Origin of the sequence: Gardnerella coleohominis (assembly GCF_002896555.1) — a bacterium.
Classification (GTDB): domain Bacteria; phylum Actinomycetota; class Actinomycetes; order Actinomycetales; family Bifidobacteriaceae; genus Bifidobacterium; species Bifidobacterium vaginale_F.
In genome coordinates, this window is sequence record NZ_MNLH01000002.1 from 56,161 (window position 1) to 75,746 (window position 19,586).

The window sequence follows — 19,586 nt, forward strand, 5'->3', positions numbered from 1 at the left end:
GTGATAATCTAAGTAATATTGTGATTTCATTTTAGTTAGACTTATAAGATAAGTGCGCAACGCTTGCAATAAGGAGTAAGCATGGTACAAGAAGAGGATAGAACCGTAGATCAGCTCAACGAAGAAGCAGATATCGCAGCGGATTATTTGGAAGGTTTGCTTGATATTGCTGATTATGAGGGTGATATTGAGATGGGCGTTCGCAATAATCGACCAATGATTCAGATTGTTGCTGATGATGATACGGATATTAAGAATTTAATTGGCCGTAATGGTGAAGTTGTTGACGCATTACAGCAATTAAGCAGGCTTGCTATTCAGCAGAAAACAGGTGAGCGCTCTCATTTAATTGTAGATGTTGATGGTTTCTTAAAGCGTAAGCGTCAGCATTTGCGCGATATGGCCTTAGATGCTGTTGATGAAGCTCGTGAAACAGGCGAAGTTGTTAGCTTGCGTCCTATGAATTCGTTTGAGCGCAAAGTTATACATGACACTGTTCGAGATGAAGGATTACGCTCTAGATCTCATGGTGAAGAACCTCATCGTTATGTGACAGTTTACTTGCCTGCAAGTTTGTCTGAAGATGAATCTTCTGATGATTTAGATGATGAAGTTGTGTACGTTGACGAGTAAAAATCTCTGAAATAAAACAAATCATAAAAACAAATCATATAAAAGTTACATAATGAAACAAAAATGTTTTGTTATGTGACTTTTGTTGATATTAAAGCAAATATTAAGGTTGCGTGCGTGTAAGTATGGAAGATATTTCACTTGTAGAAAATTCCGGAGATTCAGTAAAATCTGTGGATTCTGCGAATGCTAAAAATTCGGAATGCAATTCGGAAAATAATTCTGAAGGCAATTCAGAATGCAATTCGGAAGGCAACTCGGAAAATAGCATTGATGGAAACGTTATAGACGAGTTAGAATCTTCGCCATTATTGTCAGAAGTTCTTGGCGAAGCTCTTCCTAAATGTAGACTGTTTCATGTGAAACTTTCTCAGGAAGGTTTATTGCGAGGTTTAGTTGGCCCGCGCGATATGGGTATTTTATGGGAAAGACATATATTAAATTCTGCAGCCGTAGTTCCATTTATTCGCAAAGTAACAGCTAAAAGTAAAAATAAAACAATTGCTGATGTTGGCAGTGGCGGAGGTTTCCCCGGCATAGTTTTAGCAGCATGCTTGCCTGATTTTCAGATAACATTAATCGAGCCAATGGAAAGGCGCGTAGCATGGTTGCAAGAGTGTGTTTCTTTGATGCAACTTGATAATGTAACTATTTTCCACGGTCGCTCTGAAGATGTAATTGCTAAAGTAAAATCGCATGAAATTAAGCCGTTTGCTGCAGTAACATGCAGAGCTGTAGCGCCTATGACTAAGTTAGCTGGATGGACAATACCACTTTTAGAGCAGCATGGCAGTCTGGTTGCTCTTAAAGGTAAATCCGCTAAACTCGAGATCGAAAAAGCTTCTAAAATGATTCGCAAAGCAGGCGGTGTAAATCCTCAGGTTGTTGAAGCACCTGTTGCACGTGGATTGCAATCAACAACTGTTGTGCTAGTTGAGAAAGCATAATTTTGTGAATAAACGTATAGATTTATTTACAGAACCTTCCTACTTGTTGGTGCTTGAATCGACTGAGCTTGCTCAAAGTTGAAAGCACAGTGCGCTTTCAACGCAAGCGAGGGTATGGATGTGGCTGTGAGGAATAAGGGTTGCTAGCGCGACGACCTGCCTGAGCGCTTAAAGCTCACAATGATATTAGTTAGGCAGAGATTTGAGATTTTTCGCCCAGAGCGAAATGAACCTCAGCACGAAGTGGTGATTCATTGAGCGAAGAAGGAAAATTGAAAAATCTCGGTGATTAGCCGAAGATTAAAAGACTAAACATGCCAAGAGCTGTCGGAGTTTCTCTTAGAGCAATGTAAAAATCTTGCGATGAGAGAAACTCCGACAACTCAGCAACACTAGAATGGAGCTTAAAACGCACAATGCTGCGCTCTAAACGCGAAATCACGTCATCAGCGCGTATTTGGAACAAATTCAATCCTGCAAGTTGTATTCAAAGCATTCGCAATACGATTCAAAAGCGCAATAGTCGGATTCCTCGAGCCATTTTCCAACCTGCTAATATCCGACTGACTTATGCCAGTCTTCTCCGACAACTCAGCCTGAGTCAAACCAGCCTTTTTCCTGGCCATAACAAGAGACATAGTCAGGTCTCTTTCAGGCTGAAGCGCATCATACTCTTTCTTAAATTCAGGATCCTTAATAAGCTCGTCAGTGAGTTCATGTAAATCATTCATTCGTTTTCCCTGCTCTACTTGTTTTCCCTGCAACTCTTGCTTTTTCATTACAAGCCTATCTTTCTATTAAAATATTCAGCCCTTCTTTGCATAGCTACCAATATTTCACTACGCGGAGTTTTTTGCTGCTTTTTAACAAATCCGTTGGTGGCAACAATAATCTTATTCGCATCAAAAAAGTATAAAATACGCACTATGTTGCTACCTAAAATAGTGCGAAGTTCAAAAATATGGTTGCCAACATGTTTACTAAGCGGCTCCCTTGCATCACTTCCTAACATCTCCAAACGATGCAAATCCGAAACCACTTTCGCTCGCAACTTAACGTCTAAACTTTTAATAAACTCACGTACCGGCTTATCACCATCCTCGTCAGTGTAAAAAATCACATCAAACAATTCCCTGCACCCCCAACTTTTTATGTTATATATAGCATAATCGTTTGTGTATATATCGTCAAACATGTCAACTAGAGACACTCTCTCCAACGCGACGGCCTGCTTGAAGCGCAGCATTGCGCGCTTTAAGCGTAGTTTTCTTACGACTTAGCCGTTCGGCTGATTTGTTGATGGAGGTATAATAAGCTGACAGTTTTGCTGGATTGTTTTATCGTCTGACTGTTTTATTAGAGAGATTTTTAACAGTGAGTGTTAGATTTGGAGGTTTGCTATGAGTGATGCCAACAATGGTATTGATGATTATCGGAGCAAAAATCAGATGAATGGTACTTCTGGTAATAATAATTCCAGTAGTGGTGCTTCTGCTGGGAATCAGTATGTTATGAATCAATCTTCTCAGCATCAGTTTTCTGGTCAGCAGTATCCATATGGTCAGCCAGTTCAACCGCAAATGGGTCAGTCATATGGTAGGCATGCCCAGCCTCAGATGAGCCAACCGCAGTTTGGTAAGCAGCAGTTTGCTCAGCAATACTCATACAGTCAGCCGTATGGTCAGCCTGTCCAGCCGCGTATGAGTCAGCAGCCTCCGTATTGTCAGCCTCCTATGGGTCGCCCGTATGGTCGTCCTCAGTATGGCGGTGCACCTTTTGCTGCTAGAGCTGGTTATGTGAATGGTAGATTTAATCCTGCTTATATTGAAGAGCAGGCTCGTAAGTTTTCTTTTAGGTGGAATGCTAAAGAAATTATTTCTGCAATTATAGTTGTTGTTGTAGCAGCGATTTTCGCATTTGTTTTTACTTTTTCTGCTGAGTATGGTTTCGATTTCTCTTTTAATATATCGCAAATAATTAGAAGTATTGTTAAGTATCGTGATGAGTTTTATATTTTAGAAAATGTTATATCTTATATGCAGCGTATGTTCCCGCTTGTGATATTGCTTAGTTTTGCTCAAGTCTTACGTAAAAGATTCTTTACTATTGCAGGTGGCTTCGTTGTTGCTACTAGTGCATTCTTGACACTATTTTTTAATCGTTATACTTTTGGGAATAGTAAATGGATTTTGGGATATTTGCTTGAATGCGCCACTATTGTTGTTTTCTTTGTTTCCGTAGAAATATTGCAATGGCTTATAACCAAATATAAGCCTGAAAACGATTTAAAATATATGCTTGTTAATTTCATATCAGTTATAATTTTCTGCATTGCTAATGCTATTTCTACTTATTATTGGCTTACTTTTTGGGACTCATCAACCTTGAGGCTACTATTAGATATAGTTGAATCCTTTATTGTTGCAATTCCTATGTTGGTGTTTTTGCCATGTCTCGTAGCTTTACTGTTAAAGGCTGTAAAGTTCACGAAGTTCCTTAATCCAGAACGTGAGATGATGCATTTATAAGAGTTTGCTTATAGCAAGCATTTATAAAGCATACATCAGTGCTATGTGTCCAGAAATGGGCACATAGCACTTTTTAATAAACAAATTATGCGTAATGAAATCTCAGTGCTTAGTTAGTAAGAGGCATGCATATTTGAAATGTTTCACATGAAACTAAGAAGTTTTTATGTGTTTTATGTCCATAGAAGAATAGAAACTTGACACTACGTGCTTGTAAAAAAGAGGGTGGGGGTGATACGGAGTGGTAGAGTCTGCAGAAGAAACTATTAAACGTATTTTTGGAGATTCTGGATCTTCTCTCGGCAGTGAATTAGCTGATGTGGCTTCACGATATCATGCACTTGAAGGAGTTGAATATCCGCATCCTGCGCGAACACGTTTTATTGCAGTAGCTAATCAAAAAGGTGGAGTTGGCAAAACAAGTTCTACTGTTAATCTTGCTGCAGCAATGGCAATCGGAGGATTACGTGTACTCGTAATTGATATGGATCCTCAAGGTAATGCGTCTACAGCATTCAACATACCTCATCTTTCAGGGGATTTATCTGTATACGATGTTATTGAAGGCCGTAAAACAATAAGTGAAGTTAAGCAGACTTGCCCAGATATTCAGGGTGTAGATGTAGTTCCAGCTTCAATTGATTTAAGCGGTGCTGAATTAGAACTTGCAGATATGGATGATCGCAATAATTTGCTTAAAAATGCTGTGAATGAATTCTTGAATAATAGCGAAGAGCATTACGATTACGTATTTATAGATTGCCCTCCGTCTCTCGGATTGCTTGTTATAAATGCTATGTGTGCTGCTCAAGAAATGTTGATTCCAATTCAAGCAGAATATTATGCTTTGGAAGGATTAGGTCAATTAATTCGCACGATTGGATTAGTGCAAAAACATTACAATCCTATTCTTGTAGTTTCAACTATGCTTGTAACAATGTTCGATAAGCGTACACTTTTAGGCCGTGAAGTTTATCAAGAAGTTAAAAATCACTATCCAAATATTGTTCTTAATACAACAATTCCGAGAACTGTAAAAATATCTGAAGCGCCAAGTTTTGCACAAAGTGTTATTACATATGATTCACGTGGAACAGGTGCAGTTTCATATCGTGAGGCTGCGTTAGAAATAGCGCGTCGTTCTGAAACAGTATTATCAGTCATCGCTGCAAAAGAAGAGGAGAATAACAAACGATGAGTGGAATGAAGTCTCGTTTAGGTAAAGGCTTAGGCGCATTATTCCCAGCATTGCCAGGTGAAGAGGAATTAGTATCTCCTCAAGAAGATAATCAAAATGTTTCTCGTGAAACAAATGGCAATTCATCGTTATCTGTTGCAAAATCTGCTGAAATAAATAATGGCGATAAAATTAATGGCGATGAAAATAGTCGCGAGCACGAAAATAAAGACGAGTACAATCCTGAAAACAAAAATGCAGAGAAGCAGGAAAATACTCAAGATGAAGATAAAAGTGTAAATCATTTTTCCAGGTCTAGTGTTTCACATGAAACTAAAGTGCCTAGTATTACGCATGCTATTGCTCCACATAATAATGAACTTCAGAACAACAATACAGTTTCACATGAAACAAAATCTTATGACAATAAAAGTTTCAAAACTGGTAAGAATAATAAAAGATCTGCAATGCCCTCTTTAGAAGATGTGACAAGACCTATTGATTTCTTCTTCGGTGATTCTGCTGAAAGAACATTTGTAAGTGATAAAAATAAGAGTGTTTCACATGAAACGAGCAATAATAACAATGGTTCGCTAGAAGATAAAAATAATACAGAAACCGCAGAAAATCAAGGATTAAAGCCTGTTGAAGGTGGATATTTAGAGTATGTTAAGCCTTCGGATATAGTTCCAAATGCTCAACAACCGCGATTAATTTTTGACGAAGAAGAACTTAGAGAACTTGCTGCTTCTATTAAAGAAGTTGGAGTTCTTCAGCCAATCGTTGTTCGTAAAATCGATAAAAATAATTCCGAAAGCACTCTGCAAAACAATAGCTCTGCTCATTATGAATTAATAATGGGTGAACGACGCTGGAGAGCTTCGCAACTTGCAGGTTTAGATGTAGTTCCTGCAATAGTTAGAACAACGTCCGATGAGCACATGTTGCGCGATGCATTACTTGAAAACTTACACAGAGTTGCTTTGAATCCGCTAGAAGAAGCAGCAGCGTATGCGCAAATGATTGATGAATTTGGATTAACTCAGATTCAACTTTCTCAGTCTGTATCTAAATCTAGACCGCAGATTGCAAATACTTTGCGACTTCTTAATCTGCCTCTATCGGTACAAAAACAAGTTGCTTCAGGATTGCTTTCATCTGGTCACGCTCGAGCGTTGCTAGGCTTGGAAAATGCTGAAGAAATGGAAGCAGTAGCGCAAAGAATTATCAACGAAGGGCTATCAGTAAGAACTACTGAAGAAATCGTGTCTCTTAAAGGCGTAGAAACAGGTCGTAGATCTGCTCCTACTCGTAGGCAGCGGAACGATAGGTGGGCTTCATCTCCTATACGCCATCAGCTAGAAGAGCATTTTTCTACTAAGGTTTCAATCAAGGGAACACCTAAACACGGCCATATTGAAATCGTGTTCTCGTCTCCTGAGGATATGCAGCGAATAGTAGATATGCTGATGTTGAAGCAAGAAAATAAGTAGTTTGATTTACAAAGTATGCTTTGCTACCGATTAGGCAGAGATTTGAGATTTTTCGCAGCGAAAGAGGCGAGCCTCAGCGTCGCTAGATGGTGACTCGCCGAGAGAGCAAGAAAAATCGAAAAATCTCGGTGATTAACCAAAGATTAAAAGACTAAACATGCCAAGAGCTGTCGAAGTTTCTCTTAGAGCAATGTAAAAATTTTGCGATGAGAGAAACTCCGACAACTCAGCAACACTAAAACGGAACCTAAAGCGCGCTACGCTTTAAGCTCGGTCGATTCGCAGCAACACTAGATAAGGAATTTTGTAAAAATAGTCATAGGCTTTTAAAAAGGGAATCGCGACTAAAATGTTGTAATTCCCTTTCTAAATAGCTCCGAGTAATTCGAAGCAAGTCTAGTTAACTCGAATTAACTATAGCCAACTTGAGTTAACTAGATTAGTCCTTAAGAAAATCTCCTTTTAGATTATTTTTCCTCAAGTTCTGTTAAATAAGACTGCGCATCAAGAGCTGCATGGCATCCCATCCCAGCTGCAGAAATAGCTTGACGATATACGCTATCTACAACATCTCCAGCAGCAAAAACTCCAGGAATTGATGTTTTAGTAGACGTGCCTTGAACAGCAATAGTCCCATCTGAATTAAGCTCTAAAGATCCATGCAAAAACTCAGTAGAAGGAGTATGACCAATTGCAACAAATATTCCTTCAGCTTCGATTTCACTAACTTCGTTAGTTTTCACATTGCGCACGGTAACTGATTTGGCTTCCGTATCCGAGCCGTTTACAGACTCAACGACGCTATCTAAAACGAAATTAATTTTTTCGTTTTCCTTAGCTCTATCAACCATAATTTTAGATGCGCGGAATTCATTACGGCGATGAATAATAGTGACGGAAGATCCAAAACGAGTGAGGAATTGTGCTTCTTCAAAAGCGCTGTCTCCGCCTCCAATAACAACAATCGGTTTTCCGCGGAAGAAGAATCCATCGCATGTAGCACAGTAAGAAACCCCTCGGCCAGAGTATTGCTGCTCTCCTGGCACGCCCAATTTGCGTACCTGTGAGCCTGTAGAAACGATTACAGCCTGAGCTTCATACAACATTCCGTCTCCGGTTGTAACGCTTTTTATAGGCTTATTAAAATCAACATCCTTAACATCGTCATAAACGATTTCTGCGCCGAATTTTTCTGCCTGCTTTTGCATAGCGTCCATAAGATCCGGCCCTAAAATTCCATCAGGGAATCCAGGATAATTTTCTACTTCAGTAGTATTCACTAATTGTCCACCTGGAGTAAGCGCTCCTGCGATAACTAGCGGATTGTATCCTGCTCGCCCTAAATAAATTGCAGCAGTATATCCGGCTGGACCTGAACCAATAATAATTGCCTTGCGTGGTTTATCTGTCATAAATCCCCTCATATCTTTAAAACGCGCCTGAGCTTTGTTTAAATACTTCGTTTGAATGCTTCGTTTAAGATTTTCGTTTAAGATCTTCATTTAGATGAAGCCTTATAAAGCCTCATGAAGCATTATCAATCATTATTAGTAAATCTTTGCATAATTAATATACAAACTATTATTTGGCATACTTTCCCTAGGAACCCACAACAAGAAGTCCTGAGCCTTAACAGGATGCGTAAACTTGACTTCAGTCTTACCACTTTCATCAAAAGTGAACTCTGCTAATTTATCACCGCTATTTGGGTCGTCTTTAGTATTAGCAAAGAGATATCCGCGTCCTCCGGAAGAACGTATTGAAATAACGAATTTATATGCCAGTTGAGGCTGAGTTAAATGCATGTAATATCCGTAGCCGTCCATATTAGAAGGCCTGTTTAAGAATTGACGAATATCTACTTCATACGCCGTTTTGTTAACAGGAATTGCAGGAGCTGGTACAGCTTTAGCGTATTTGCGGCCTTCAGGAACCTTACGACCTTTAGCTTTTTCTTCAGGCAAAATGCCGCGACTGCCAAAAGGCACGCTGTTAATGTTTTTACTATCCCAAGGATTCGCGTCTATGAAAGAAGACGAAGAATCCCCATGGTTTAATAATCCATGTAAAGCTAAGAATGAGCCAGCAACAAGAATTATGACCATTGCGCCAATTGCTATGACTTTAGTAGATAAGCCACCAAAAATCTTAGCGTCAGCAATATCGTTCGCGTTTTTACGAAGTTGATTCTGTTTGTTTAAGCTTGCAGTATGCTCGCGAGGCTCAAAGCTTGGAGGCAAGGATGAGAACGAGGAAACAGTGTGCAAATCCGTATCCGTATCTTCAAGAGATTCTTCTCGCAAAGCTCTAGCTGACTCTTCTCCAGGAGCTATAAAATGACTTTGATTGTCGACCACAGGAACTCTGCCTGTCAGTTCAGTTTCTTCGCCGATAAGCGCATTTACGCGTGATAAAGGTTCGGTATGGCGAGCGTTTTCAGTGAGCAAATCTGAAAAATCAAAAACATTAGAAGCAACTGTTGAAATATGATCTAAATCTGTATTTTCGTTGCCTTCAGTTGAATTTCCTGAATTTCCTGAATTGCCTGAATCACTAGACGCACTTGCATCATTAGAATAGTTAGAATCGTTAGAATTATTTTCATCGACCCCATTATTTGAATTCTTATTTATAGGATTTTCGACGTTATAAGAATTACCTGCGTTAGAATCAGAACTTTCATTGTCAACAGTCTCAGAAGATTTCTTGGCTAATTTACGGTAATCTTCCTTTATAATTTGAGTTCTTTGCTCAGAAAGAGGGAATAAGGAATCATCCGCATCTAACTCTGTAGGAGCCAAAATACTAGCCATTTCTGCAGCTGCAATATCGTGGAAATCTACGTCAAAACTGCCAGTGCTTGTAGTATCAACTCCAACTTCATAAGAATTTTGTGTTTCAAAATTATCAGAAGATTTTTCAGACTTTTTATGAGAATTACGTCTGAATAAAGTTCCAATAGTTTTTCCTGCTTTTCTAAGACCTGTTCCAGCTGCGGATACAGCAGCAGAGTGTATAGATGAAGCAGCGTTAGATGCAGATGCAGCAGACTCTATTTCTGAAGCTTTTGCAGATGTAGCTGAAGAAGCTGTGCTATTAACACCATTAGCAATACTTACGCCCAGGAAACCTTTTTTCGATGAAGATTTTCCAGCATTCCCTTTGCTTGAGCTACTGTCAGATTTATTATCTGAATCATTTGAGTTAACAAGCATAGAAGGAATATCTTTAGCGTTTTCATAAGATCCGATTGATTCAATTGCAAAATTTTCATTTAGCAATCCAGAATTTTCAGCTTGCTCTAATGCTGAATCAAGTTCATCTTCGTTTTGTGAAAGACCTTCAGGGAAAGGCAGAATAGTTTTTTCGTCGCTTGGTTTTAGCTTTACGGAATTAATTGAAGCTTCGCCTTCTAATCTTGGTAACAAAATGTCTTGAGCGCTTAAATTGCGAAGCTGAGTATATGTGCCAAGCAATGCAGAAAGTTCAGCTATTGAGGCCATTGGGATAACTTTTGAATCCGCTTGGCTGTTGTTCTGATTGTTAACTTTCGCTAATCCTCGCTTGCAAATCATACGAAACTCGGAAGGTATGTTTTCAGGAAGGCGAGACATGGAAAAATCTTGCAAATTTTGTGACTTTGTGCGCGTAAGAAGTGCATAAAGAAGTGCTGCTAATTGACGCGTTGCAACTTGCTCATAAAACTCAGGAGATGGAGTTTGTATATTTTCCGCGCTGTTTGACTTGTTATCATCCGCAGAATCAGATTTATTTTGTAGCAAAGTTACATCTTTAATCATAGGGCTAACAGGAGTATCTGCTAGCTCAATTCCGCGTGCTGTGAGCCTCACTGTGTCAGTAGAAATAGCATGATGTGTTATGCCATTAGCAATCATTTTGCTTACAATACTTGCGGTTTCCGAAACTATAGTGCGTATTGCTTCGTAGCTTAAAGGATTTAATTGGACTTTTTTCTTTTGTTTGAAATTATCTGAAAGATAGTCGCTTATGCTTAATCCAGAATCTAAAGCTGTAATAATAATCGCAACATCGTCAATATGTTGAAGTTGTAAAACCTGAGTGAATTTACTGCTTCGAGCAAGTGCAAGAGTTGAAGAAATAGTGTTAATTTCAGGCAGGAATCTGGAGTCTCTTACGATGAAAAGCTGGCAATCGCGAGCTAAAATATTGTCGCTTGTCTGCCAAACCTGAAGTTCCTCGTCATTACGCAATGGAGAAATCAGTGCGTAACGGTTTAGAACTACATCTCCTAAACAAGGTTTCATCTATTGCTCATCTTCCTAGTTTTAAAAAATACATATGCCGATATCAATATTCTAGTGGTGACGTGCCATAAGTGCATCATACTTTTTGTGGATTTTGTAACAAATATATTATTAGTGGCGTGTTTATTACATTTTTGCCGATTTTAAAATTATCTAAGTTATTTTGAGCTATGCGATCTTATTATTCTCGGCTTACGAGGCGTATCGCTATTGTCTTTTGTTTCAACGTTTTTATTTGTTTCAACGTTCTTCTTAACAAATCCAAATGAAGCTAGAGCTGGAATTTTAGAAGATATTTTATGCATGAAAGAGTTATATATTGCAGTAAGCTCTTCAGTCTTCAAAACAATTAAAGCGCCAATGTAAGAGACAAGAATTGCAATGGTTAAAATAAAGCAGATAAGAATCGCGTGAATCCATCTTAAAGCTCCATGAAGCTGAGAAGATTCAATGTTAATTGCATGCATAACAGGTTTTCTTACTAGCATCGTAAAGGCAATAGAAACAACAGTAGCAATCGCGATTTTAATATGTGCAGTAAGCAGTCTTGAATCATCTAAATCGTTGTTAAAACGTTTCCTAAGCACCCATATAAGTGCTGGGAATGTAATAAGAAATTCAATCGTAACTGACGAACTTAAAACTTCCACCCATTTCATAGGTGGGAATATCTGTATGCATGCTACAAGTATTAAAAGCTCAACTATTACTCCAGCAAGAGCAAAAATAAACGGTCGTTTTCCATCTTCAAAAGCGTAGAAAGTACGTTGAATAATTAGATATGCGCTCGCGAAAGGCAAACTAAAAGCTAATAACATTAGCGGAGGTGCCATAAGATGCGCTTCGTTAATATTTATAGACGGCAACAATGCTAAAGAAAGAGGTAGCGGCATAGTTACAAAAGCAATCAAGAAGAAGCACATAAGAAGACTTACATGTCTTAAAGATTCACTCAAATCTTTTCTTGCTAAAGCTATATTATGCTCTGCGATTGAGCGTGAAATCTTAGGGAATATTGCTGTAGCTACTGATACTGCTATAAGCGAATACGGGAGGATGTATATAGTGTACGCATTTTGATAAGTAGCATTACTAGCTACGTAAAATTGATCAATCCCAAATCTAGTTTTTGCAGCAAAAGGCGCGCTTGTGATTATATGCGTAGTGGCCATAACTGATAGCTGAGTTATAAGAACAATTCCTGCGCTCCAAGCAGCAACAGGACCCATAGAACGCAATCCGATACCTTTGATTCCCCAGCTAGGCTTGTAAACAATACCTACTTTTGTTAAAGGTATGAAAAGTAGTAAAGCTTGTACTGCAACGCCTAAAGTCCAAAATCCTGCTGTTAGTAAAATACTGCCGCCGTTCCAAAAACTTAAAGGTTTTGTAGTAGCTCTACCAAACAAGATAATAAAAGTTGCAAAGCCAATGCAGCTTACTACATTTGCGGCTACAGAGCTCCAAGCGTACATGGCAAATTTGCCTTTAGCTGCTAAAATCTGCCCTAAAACTGTGTATAAGCCATAGAAGAATATTTGTGGTATGCACCACAAAGTAAAAGCATTAGTTAAGGCAAGCATTTCAGGACTGCCACCTGCGTAAAGCCAAGTTAACACAGGCGTTGAAATGCCCATAATAATCGTCACAGACAATAAAAGAATAATGGCGAAAGTAATAAGTTTGTTAAGGCGATCTTTGGCATCTTTTTTCTCTAAAGTTCGTACGATTTGAGGTACGAGAACGGCGTTGAAGATTCCTCCAGAAACAAGAGTGTAAATAAGCTGCGGAATCATAGATCCGGCTTGATAAGCATTGGCTGCTAGGCCAGTTGTTCCTAAAGCTGCAGCAAGTAAGATTGTGCGAATTTGGCCCGTAACTCGCGAGGCTGCGGTGCCACTGGCCATAATAACTGAATTTCGACCTACTGAGCTCATTCGTTTGGATCCTTCTTACGGTGGAATTGCCTCCAAAGCCCCCATATTCCAAGAGCGAAAGCAAACATTATAATAATCGTACCGCTTTTATCGCTAATCTGTAGAGTCCCTGTAATAGTGGTGAATTGCGATTGTGAAAAAGTATCGTGTTGTCTATCTTCTAAGCTTAATGTCGCTTTAGTTTGCGTTGATGTAGTAACTCGAACAGGCAAAGTTACTTGAGTTTCGCTATTGGCTGGCACGCTAACAAGTGTTTTTCTGGCTAAAACAATTTCCATGGATTGCGTTGTAGCAGCTACATAAACTTTTATAGGATAAGGATGAGAGTTGCTGACAACAACAGGCAAAGATGCTGTTTCGCTAACGACCGTTATATTTTTAGGCGGAATAATACGAATTCCTGATACAAGGCTGTTAACAAGAGTTCGTGTTGTAAATTCGTTTTGATTGCTGTTGTCGTTTTGTTTCGACTTTTCTTTATCTGCTTGGTTTTTGTTTGCTTTGTCTGTACTTTTATCAGTGTTTTTGTTGGCATCTTTAGCAGTTGCGTTTTCGTCGTTTTCGTCGTTTTCGCCGTTTTTACTATCTTCGCTATCTTCGTTGTTTTCGCTAATGCTATTCTCTGTGGTTTTATCAGGAAGCTTAGATTCTTTTCGTACAGAACTATTCTTATTTTCTTTTGATTGATTATCAGAAAAATGCGATTTTCCGCTATAAGAAAGTATTTCTATTAATGCCATTTCGTCAAAAGCATTAATAAGTTGATTTCCCCAAGTTTTTGAGTTTATTGCTTTATTAAGATTACCCATTTTTGCGTGCTGTTTTGCTAAAGCCTGGGCGTCTCCAGCGTCGCTTTTTTCTTTATTGATTTTTTTATCGTCAAGAATATTGTTATTAAAGTTCAGTAATTTTTCTCTATTTTTAGTTAATTGCTGCAGCTTATTATTTCTTAATTGCGTATCCTCAGAGTTTAGTCCACTATTATCTGGAACTAGCTTTCGTAAAACGTTATTTTCAAATGGCTCAGATGAAGTAAGAGATTCAAAATCCTGAAGATTAATCCACGGCGATTTTTCCAGAGCTTTCATTACTGCATCAACCGTATCGCTGCTAGTTTCAGAATCAAAAGTGACTAGTAAGTGACGCGATGCGTAAGGCTGTTCCATCTGATAAAACGCGCTTTGTGCGACTAATCTAATAATTCGTCCTGCTTCTGTGGATTCAGCTGTTGATAATTCGTTTGTTGCTTTACCGTTCGCTAATCGCGTTAAAACTTCTTGTGAAGAAAGAACCTTAATTTCTCCAGCGTTAGTTGGGATTTTGTATACGCCAGTGTTTATAGCAAAACGATTTGCGTTAGGGTCAAATCCATTTGTGGAAATAACAGTATTGTATCCGTTAATTTTAGCTTGCGTTAAAGCGTTAAGAGTCCATTGTCCACTTGTTTGCCAAGCGATAACAGGTGTTTTGAGATCCTTGCAATTTATTTCGTTATGAGATTTCTTTTGTGAATCTTGTAGTGATCCAGCTATTTTGCAAGATTCTTTAGCTGACCATTTTTCTGGCGCGATTCCAGCAGATTTATATAGGCTTGGATAATTATCTTCTGCGTAAGAGCTTATATCAAATCCATCTTTCTGCATAAATAAGTTTGGCGTATAGAGGATCTTTGATATTTTTAGCGTTTCAGGATCTGCTATCGTCTGTAATTTATTATGTTTTACCGCAAGATTTACCTGTTTAATAATTCGCTTATCTTCGCTTTGATCTAGTGAAAGTGTTGCTTTTATTTCGCTAGGGAAGTTGAATACAGAATGATTTGCAGAGCTATCTTTTGAACTATCTTCTTTTTCTTTAGTTTTCTCTTTAGAGTTATCGCTAGATTTGTTATCTTTAGTATCTTTGTTATCTTTAGTATCTTTATTTTTATTTTCAGTTTGACTATTTCCAACGTTTTCTTCTAATTTATGTGCTGGAATAGTTACTTTCCACTTGCGAGGATTTGCCAGAATTGGCATAACAGCTGTTATATCGATAGGCGGAGTATTAGGATTTGGTAAGCCATCGTTTGATCTAGTTAAGAAAGATGTAAGTGAAATATAGTGCTTTCCATCTTCAGAAGTATATGTAATTAATAGCGGCTTTGGTCCCCAATGGCGTATCGCCTTAATATTAGCGGAGTCTGATTTTACGTCAACGTTAATAGTTCGCGAGCTATTAGCTGCCATAGTTTTTACAGATGCTGTTCCTAAAAGCTGCATAGTTGGTATTCGAGATTGGCCTTCTGACCACTTTTGCATATCAGTTCGAGACACAAAAGTGTGATATGGGTTCACGAACACATTTACTGTTCCCTTAGGAAGAGTCTGATTTTTAGCAGTATAAAGAGATACAGATAAGTGATATCCGCTTGTTTCAGTTACTACAGGTGTTGCTTGGAGAATTTTTAAAGAAAGACCTTTACTTAGCAGATTTGTGCGTTTAAAGGTATTAGTTTTGTGTTTGGCTCTAAAAGAGTTAATATTCGATTTTTTACTGTTGTTGGCGCTGTTATTAGAGCTGTTATTGTCGTTTTTGTTTGTGCTATCGCTTGCACTATCGTTTGCGCTATCTTTGGCGCTATTGCCGACTTTGCTATCGCTTCCGCTGCCATTATTGCTTGTATTACTGTTAGCGTCATTGCCATTACTACTACTATTTGATTCAGCGGCTATAGCATTACGATTCGGATTAAAAACATGATTGAAAAGTTGGCAATCTGCTATGCTAACTACGCATAAAGCGAGGCACAATATAATAGCGCAAGCAATATCGCCCAATCGTTTGATGAGTGATGTTGATTGTTTATTCGCAATTTTCATATCTGTTAGACCGCCTATTCGACTTTCTAGCATAAAGCCACGCTATTTTGCGTTCGTTTGGATAACTAAGAATATTATTAAGCTCGGAAAAATCAACCCAACGAGCTTCTTCAGCTTCATGATCCGGATCGCCAAGTACAGATATTTCCCCACTTAAATATCGCAAAGCAAAATGATGCACTAATTTATGTACTCTCTGACTTGTGCCAGTAAACCAATAATCAATAGTGGCTATTGAATCAACAATCTCGCCTAATATACCTGTTTCTTCGCGTATTTCACGAACAGCTGTTTGTTGAGGTGTTTCGCCCTTCTCTATATGACCTTTTGGAAGACACCATTCTAGGTGTCCGCTTCTGGAATGTCGTGCAATAATCGCGACACGCCCGAGTGAGTCAAAAACAAGACCTCCGGCTGAATATTCTCTCACAATTGGTAATTCTTGTGAGTCTAAAGAAGCAAAAGTTTTTGGTATTTCCGAGCTTCTTCTTTGAGGCATCAATGCTGGAGAAGGAGTGAAAGAAATTTCTTCACGCAGCAAAGATTCTTCAACTCGAATCACATTTTCTTCTATGTCTTCACCTGCTGAAAATACTGGTATATCAATGAAAATAGACGAGTCTTCATCTATAATTTTCTGCTGTTGCAAGTATAGCGATTTCGCTACATCCAGAGGTGTTACAGACTGTTTTTTAGGTTTTTGAGCATGGTTACCCGCGCTCTTGGCGAGCATGCGTTTCAAATCTGCGGGAGTAACCATACTCTCAACCATACTCAATCCGCTGTGCATTGGGGTAACGGTATGCTGGAATGTAGTTTGTTTGAATGCTGAAAGGGTGTCGCTAAGCGTGTCTGGAAACTTTGAAGTTTGGCCTGAAGCCATAGAATTAGGACGTTTATTTGCCGAACATAATTATGAGCTTGCATTAGTAGGTGGGCCTGTCAGAGACATGCTTCTTCACAGAGTGTCGCATGATCTTGATTTTTGTACTTCTGCTAAACCAGAGGAATTTGAGCCTATTCTCAGATCTTGGGGTCACGATGGCTTTTGGGATATGGGGCGAAAATTTGGCACTTTAGGTGCTGTTAGACGACGTAAAGATGGTACAGAAGTAAAAGTAGAAATTACAACATATCGTTCAGATGTTTACGATGAGGATTCACGTAAACCAGAAGTTCACTATGGAGATACTTTAGAAGGGGATCTTTCTAGGCGAGATTTTACTGTTAACGCAATGGCTTTGCGTGTGCCAGATATGGAATTTATAGATCCATTTGGTGGAGCAAATGATTTAGCTAAAGGTGTATTAAGAACTCCTGTAGACCCTCGTCAATCGTTTGACGACGATCCACTAAGAATGATGCGTGCTGTAAGATTCGTCGCTCAACTCGGTTTTACGATTGAAGCTAGTACCGCTGAAGCCATTCTTGAAATGGGTAGCCGATTAAATATTGTTTCAGCCGAACGTATTCGCGATGAGTTAACTAAAATGCTACTATCGGATCGTCCTCGTAAAGGCATAGAAGCTTTTGTTGATTCAGGTCTTGCAGAATATGTTTTGCCAGAAATTCCAGCTTTGCGTTTAGAAATAGACGAACATCATAGGCATAAAGATGTTTTCGAACATACGATGATGGTTCTCGAACGCGCTATTGCATTGGAAACTGATGAAGATGGAGCTGTTCCTCGACCAGATTTAACACTACGCTTAGCAGCGCTTATGCACGATATCGGCAAGCCGCGTACACGCAAGTTTGAAGACGGAGGGAAAGTAAGCTTCCACCATCATGATGTAGTCGGCGCAAAAATGACAGCCAAGCGTTTGAAAGCCTTGCATTGCGATCATCATCTTATTGAAGATGTAAGCGAGCTAGTGAATCTTCATTTGCGATTCCACGGTTATGTTGATGAGCCTTGGACTGATTCTGCCGTAAGAAGATACGTTAAAGATTCCGGCCATTTATATGAACGATTAAATCGTTTAACTAGAGCGGATGCTACTACTCAGAATCGTCGTAAGTCTTTGATGTTTGAGCATGCCATGGATGAGATGGAAGATCGCGTGCGACAACTAAAAGCTCAAGAAGATTTAAACTCTATTCGTCCAGATTTAGATGGCAATGAAATCATGACTTTGCTTAACGTAAATCCGGGGCCTGTGGTTGGATCCGCTTATAAGCATATGCTTAATTACCGTTTAGATAATGGTCCTGTTGAACATGATGTTGCTGTTCAAGAATTGTTACGATGGTACAACGACGAGTATTTAGGTAAGTAGTTATCGCGACGACCTGCTCGAGCGCCTATAGCTGCATAGTGCGCTTTCAACGCAAGCGAGGCATGACTCTGGCGGTGAGGAATAAGGATTACTTGTCTCGCAGACGTTACGCTCTCGTACAGTACATGGTTTTTATGCTTGTGCTACTAGTGTTTGGATTCTTAGTTAAGTTTTGATTCCCAATAGGATTGGATTATGTGGGAATTTATTTAGAATCGCTCCACTCTTATATTGCTCGACCAAGCAATCCTTATCCCTCACTAGTATCTGGCGAATCGAAGGGGCTTAAAGCGCGCATGTCGTAGGCAGAGATTTAAGATTTTTCGCCCAGAGCGAAATGTATCGCTCGCGCGTTACAGCGCGCTCACGTCTTCGCTTGCGTTGAAAGTCCACTGGACTTTCAACTTTGAGCAAGCTCACTCATCGAAGTGCATTCGCGCGCTACGCTTTAAGCGCTCATGCAAGTCGATTCGCAGCACGAAGTGGTGATTCATTGAGCGAAGAAGAAAAATCGAAAAATCTCGGTGATTAACCGAAGATTAAAAGACCAAACATGCCAAGAGCTGTCGAAGTTTCTCTTAGAGCAATGTAAAAATCTTGCGATGAGAGAAACTCCGAGAGCTCAGCACCATTTGTTAGGAAAATCTTATAAAATAGGTAAGTCTACGCGCATGCTTATGCGCTTATGTAGTGTTTATCTATCTTTATTGTCGACTTTGTGTTTTGCGGCTTTAGGCAAATTTGTAATTGAATCTGCATCCTTGCAATTAGAGATAGGCACTATTTCTGCGCCAGCTGGAGGAACATCCGCCTTTGGTCGCAAATTCCTAAAATCTGATCCAAGTACAACGTCAACAAGGTCATCTTCGCGATCATCCATGCGCAAAATAACATTGTTAAAATTACTGCTCAACGTATAAGCGTCATTTACAGCTTTTTTCCCAAAGTAGATTGTTGTTCGCTTTACGCCTTGAGTATTGTTATTGCCGATTTCAATCAAATTAAAACCGCGAAGTCGTAAAGCCTCACCGACAGCGCTTGCAAAGCCTCTGAACTTAGTGCCATTTAGCACGCGAATTCGCACTATACGCGAATCTAGATAAGAAATCTTATCCCCATTCTTACTTCTCACTGGGCATGGGGCAATGAAGCCATAATTTTGATTATCGTTTTTAGCTTTTGGAGCGTTTAATCCAAAAATATGAAACTGAATCAGAAAAGATATGAATGTAGCTACAATTAGAACAATTCCAACAGTAAACATTACGGATTTAGTCTTCTGATACATGAACTCTTTGCGAGCAATGCGCTCATCGTAATTTTGCGCCATGATACTCCAAATCTATCCGTATAAATGTTTCTGCTATATCTAATATATTCAATGCTCGTGTATTGCTCATATTGGCTTATATATTCCGTTATTGAATTTCAACAGTTGCGAAATA

General features: G+C 39.1%; 14 protein-coding genes. 6 read left to right on the forward strand and 8 right to left on the reverse strand.

The window, feature by feature from the left end; all coding sequences use genetic code 11:
• Nucleotides 1–81: 81 nt before the first annotated feature.
• Together BFS05_RS02035 and rsmG are read left to right on the forward strand one after the other, a co-directional pair.
• Nucleotides 82–633, forward strand: coding sequence for a Jag family protein (locus tag BFS05_RS02035; RefSeq protein ID WP_103084393.1), 552 nt, complete (start codon nt 82–84; stop codon nt 631–633).
• 125 nt (nt 634–758) lie between these two features.
• Nucleotides 759–1,580 (forward strand): 16S rRNA (guanine(527)-N(7))-methyltransferase RsmG, encoded by an 822-nt coding sequence (rsmG, locus tag BFS05_RS02040; RefSeq protein WP_103084394.1) that lies wholly within the window; start codon nt 759–761, stop codon nt 1,578–1,580.
• 446 nt (nt 1,581–2,026) lie between these two features.
• Here the strand turns inward: rsmG and BFS05_RS02045 are convergent, their stop codons facing one another.
• Both BFS05_RS02045 and BFS05_RS02050 read right to left on the reverse strand, forming a co-directional pair.
• On the reverse strand, nt 2,027–2,359 hold the full coding sequence (locus BFS05_RS02045) for a helix-turn-helix domain-containing protein (RefSeq protein WP_219726415.1): 333 nt from the start codon (nt 2,357–2,359) through the stop codon (nt 2,027–2,029).
• The gene (locus BFS05_RS02050; protein WP_258004190.1) at nt 2,359–2,826 is read right to left on the reverse strand and encodes a type II toxin-antitoxin system RelE/ParE family toxin; all 468 of its coding nucleotides are present in this window, start codon (nt 2,824–2,826) and stop codon (nt 2,359–2,361) included. The genes BFS05_RS02045 and BFS05_RS02050 overlap by 1 nt, the downstream gene beginning before the upstream one ends.
• 154 nt (nt 2,827–2,980) lie before the next feature.
• On the opposite strand from BFS05_RS02050, the gene BFS05_RS02055 reads away from it, so the two are divergent.
• The 3 genes from BFS05_RS02055 (at nt 2,981) to BFS05_RS02065 (ending at nt 6,778) form a co-directional block, all read left to right on the forward strand.
• The gene (locus BFS05_RS02055) at nt 2,981–4,108 is read left to right on the forward strand and encodes a hypothetical protein (RefSeq protein WP_103084395.1); all 1,128 of its coding nucleotides are present in this window, start codon (nt 2,981–2,983) and stop codon (nt 4,106–4,108) included.
• Nucleotides 4,109–4,349: 241 nt separating this feature from the next.
• On the forward strand, nt 4,350–5,306 hold the full coding sequence (locus tag BFS05_RS02060; RefSeq protein WP_103084396.1) for a ParA family protein: 957 nt from the start codon (nt 4,350–4,352) through the stop codon (nt 5,304–5,306).
• Nucleotides 5,303–6,778 (forward strand): ParB/RepB/Spo0J family partition protein, encoded by a 1,476-nt coding sequence (locus BFS05_RS02065; RefSeq protein WP_103084397.1) that lies wholly within the window; start codon nt 5,303–5,305, stop codon nt 6,776–6,778. The genes BFS05_RS02060 and BFS05_RS02065 overlap by 4 nt, the downstream gene beginning before the upstream one ends.
• A 467-nt stretch (nt 6,779–7,245) precedes the next feature.
• Here the strand turns inward: BFS05_RS02065 and trxB are convergent, their stop codons facing one another.
• From trxB to BFS05_RS02090, 5 genes are all read right to left on the reverse strand, one after another.
• Entirely contained in the window at nt 7,246–8,190 is a 945-nt protein-coding gene (gene trxB / locus BFS05_RS02070; RefSeq protein ID WP_103084597.1) for a thioredoxin-disulfide reductase, read from the reverse strand.
• 135 nt (nt 8,191–8,325) lie between these two features.
• The gene (locus BFS05_RS02075) at nt 8,326–11,064 is read right to left on the reverse strand and encodes a protein kinase family protein (RefSeq protein ID WP_103084398.1); all 2,739 of its coding nucleotides are present in this window, start codon (nt 11,062–11,064) and stop codon (nt 8,326–8,328) included.
• A gap of 158 nt (nt 11,065–11,222) precedes the next feature.
• A complete protein-coding gene (gene murJ, locus BFS05_RS02080) occupies nt 11,223–13,001 on the reverse strand; it encodes a murein biosynthesis integral membrane protein MurJ (RefSeq protein WP_103084399.1) in 1,779 nt (592 codons plus the stop codon).
• Nucleotides 12,998–15,862: a DUF6049 family protein gene (locus BFS05_RS06770; protein WP_180978563.1), complete on the reverse strand. Its 2,865-nt coding sequence runs from the start codon at nt 15,860–15,862 to the stop codon at nt 12,998–13,000. The genes murJ and BFS05_RS06770 overlap by 4 nt, the downstream gene beginning before the upstream one ends.
• Complete coding sequence (locus BFS05_RS02090) at nt 15,846–16,622, reverse strand: NUDIX hydrolase (RefSeq protein ID WP_180978579.1); 777 nt, start codon at nt 16,620–16,622, stop codon at nt 15,846–15,848. Before BFS05_RS02090 ends, BFS05_RS06770 begins: the two co-directional genes overlap by 17 nt.
• A gap of 88 nt (nt 16,623–16,710) precedes the next feature.
• Here BFS05_RS02090 and BFS05_RS02095 point away from each other — a divergent pair, with 88 nt between their 5' ends.
• On the forward strand, nt 16,711–18,141 hold the full coding sequence (locus tag BFS05_RS02095; RefSeq protein WP_103084400.1) for a CCA tRNA nucleotidyltransferase: 1,431 nt from the start codon (nt 16,711–16,713) through the stop codon (nt 18,139–18,141).
• A 694-nt stretch (nt 18,142–18,835) separates the two neighbouring features.
• Here BFS05_RS02095 and BFS05_RS02105 read toward each other — a convergent pair.
• Nucleotides 18,836–19,471 (reverse strand): LytR C-terminal domain-containing protein, encoded by a 636-nt coding sequence (locus tag BFS05_RS02105; protein WP_103084401.1) that lies wholly within the window; start codon nt 19,469–19,471, stop codon nt 18,836–18,838.
• Nucleotides 19,472–19,586 lie beyond the last annotated feature (115 nt).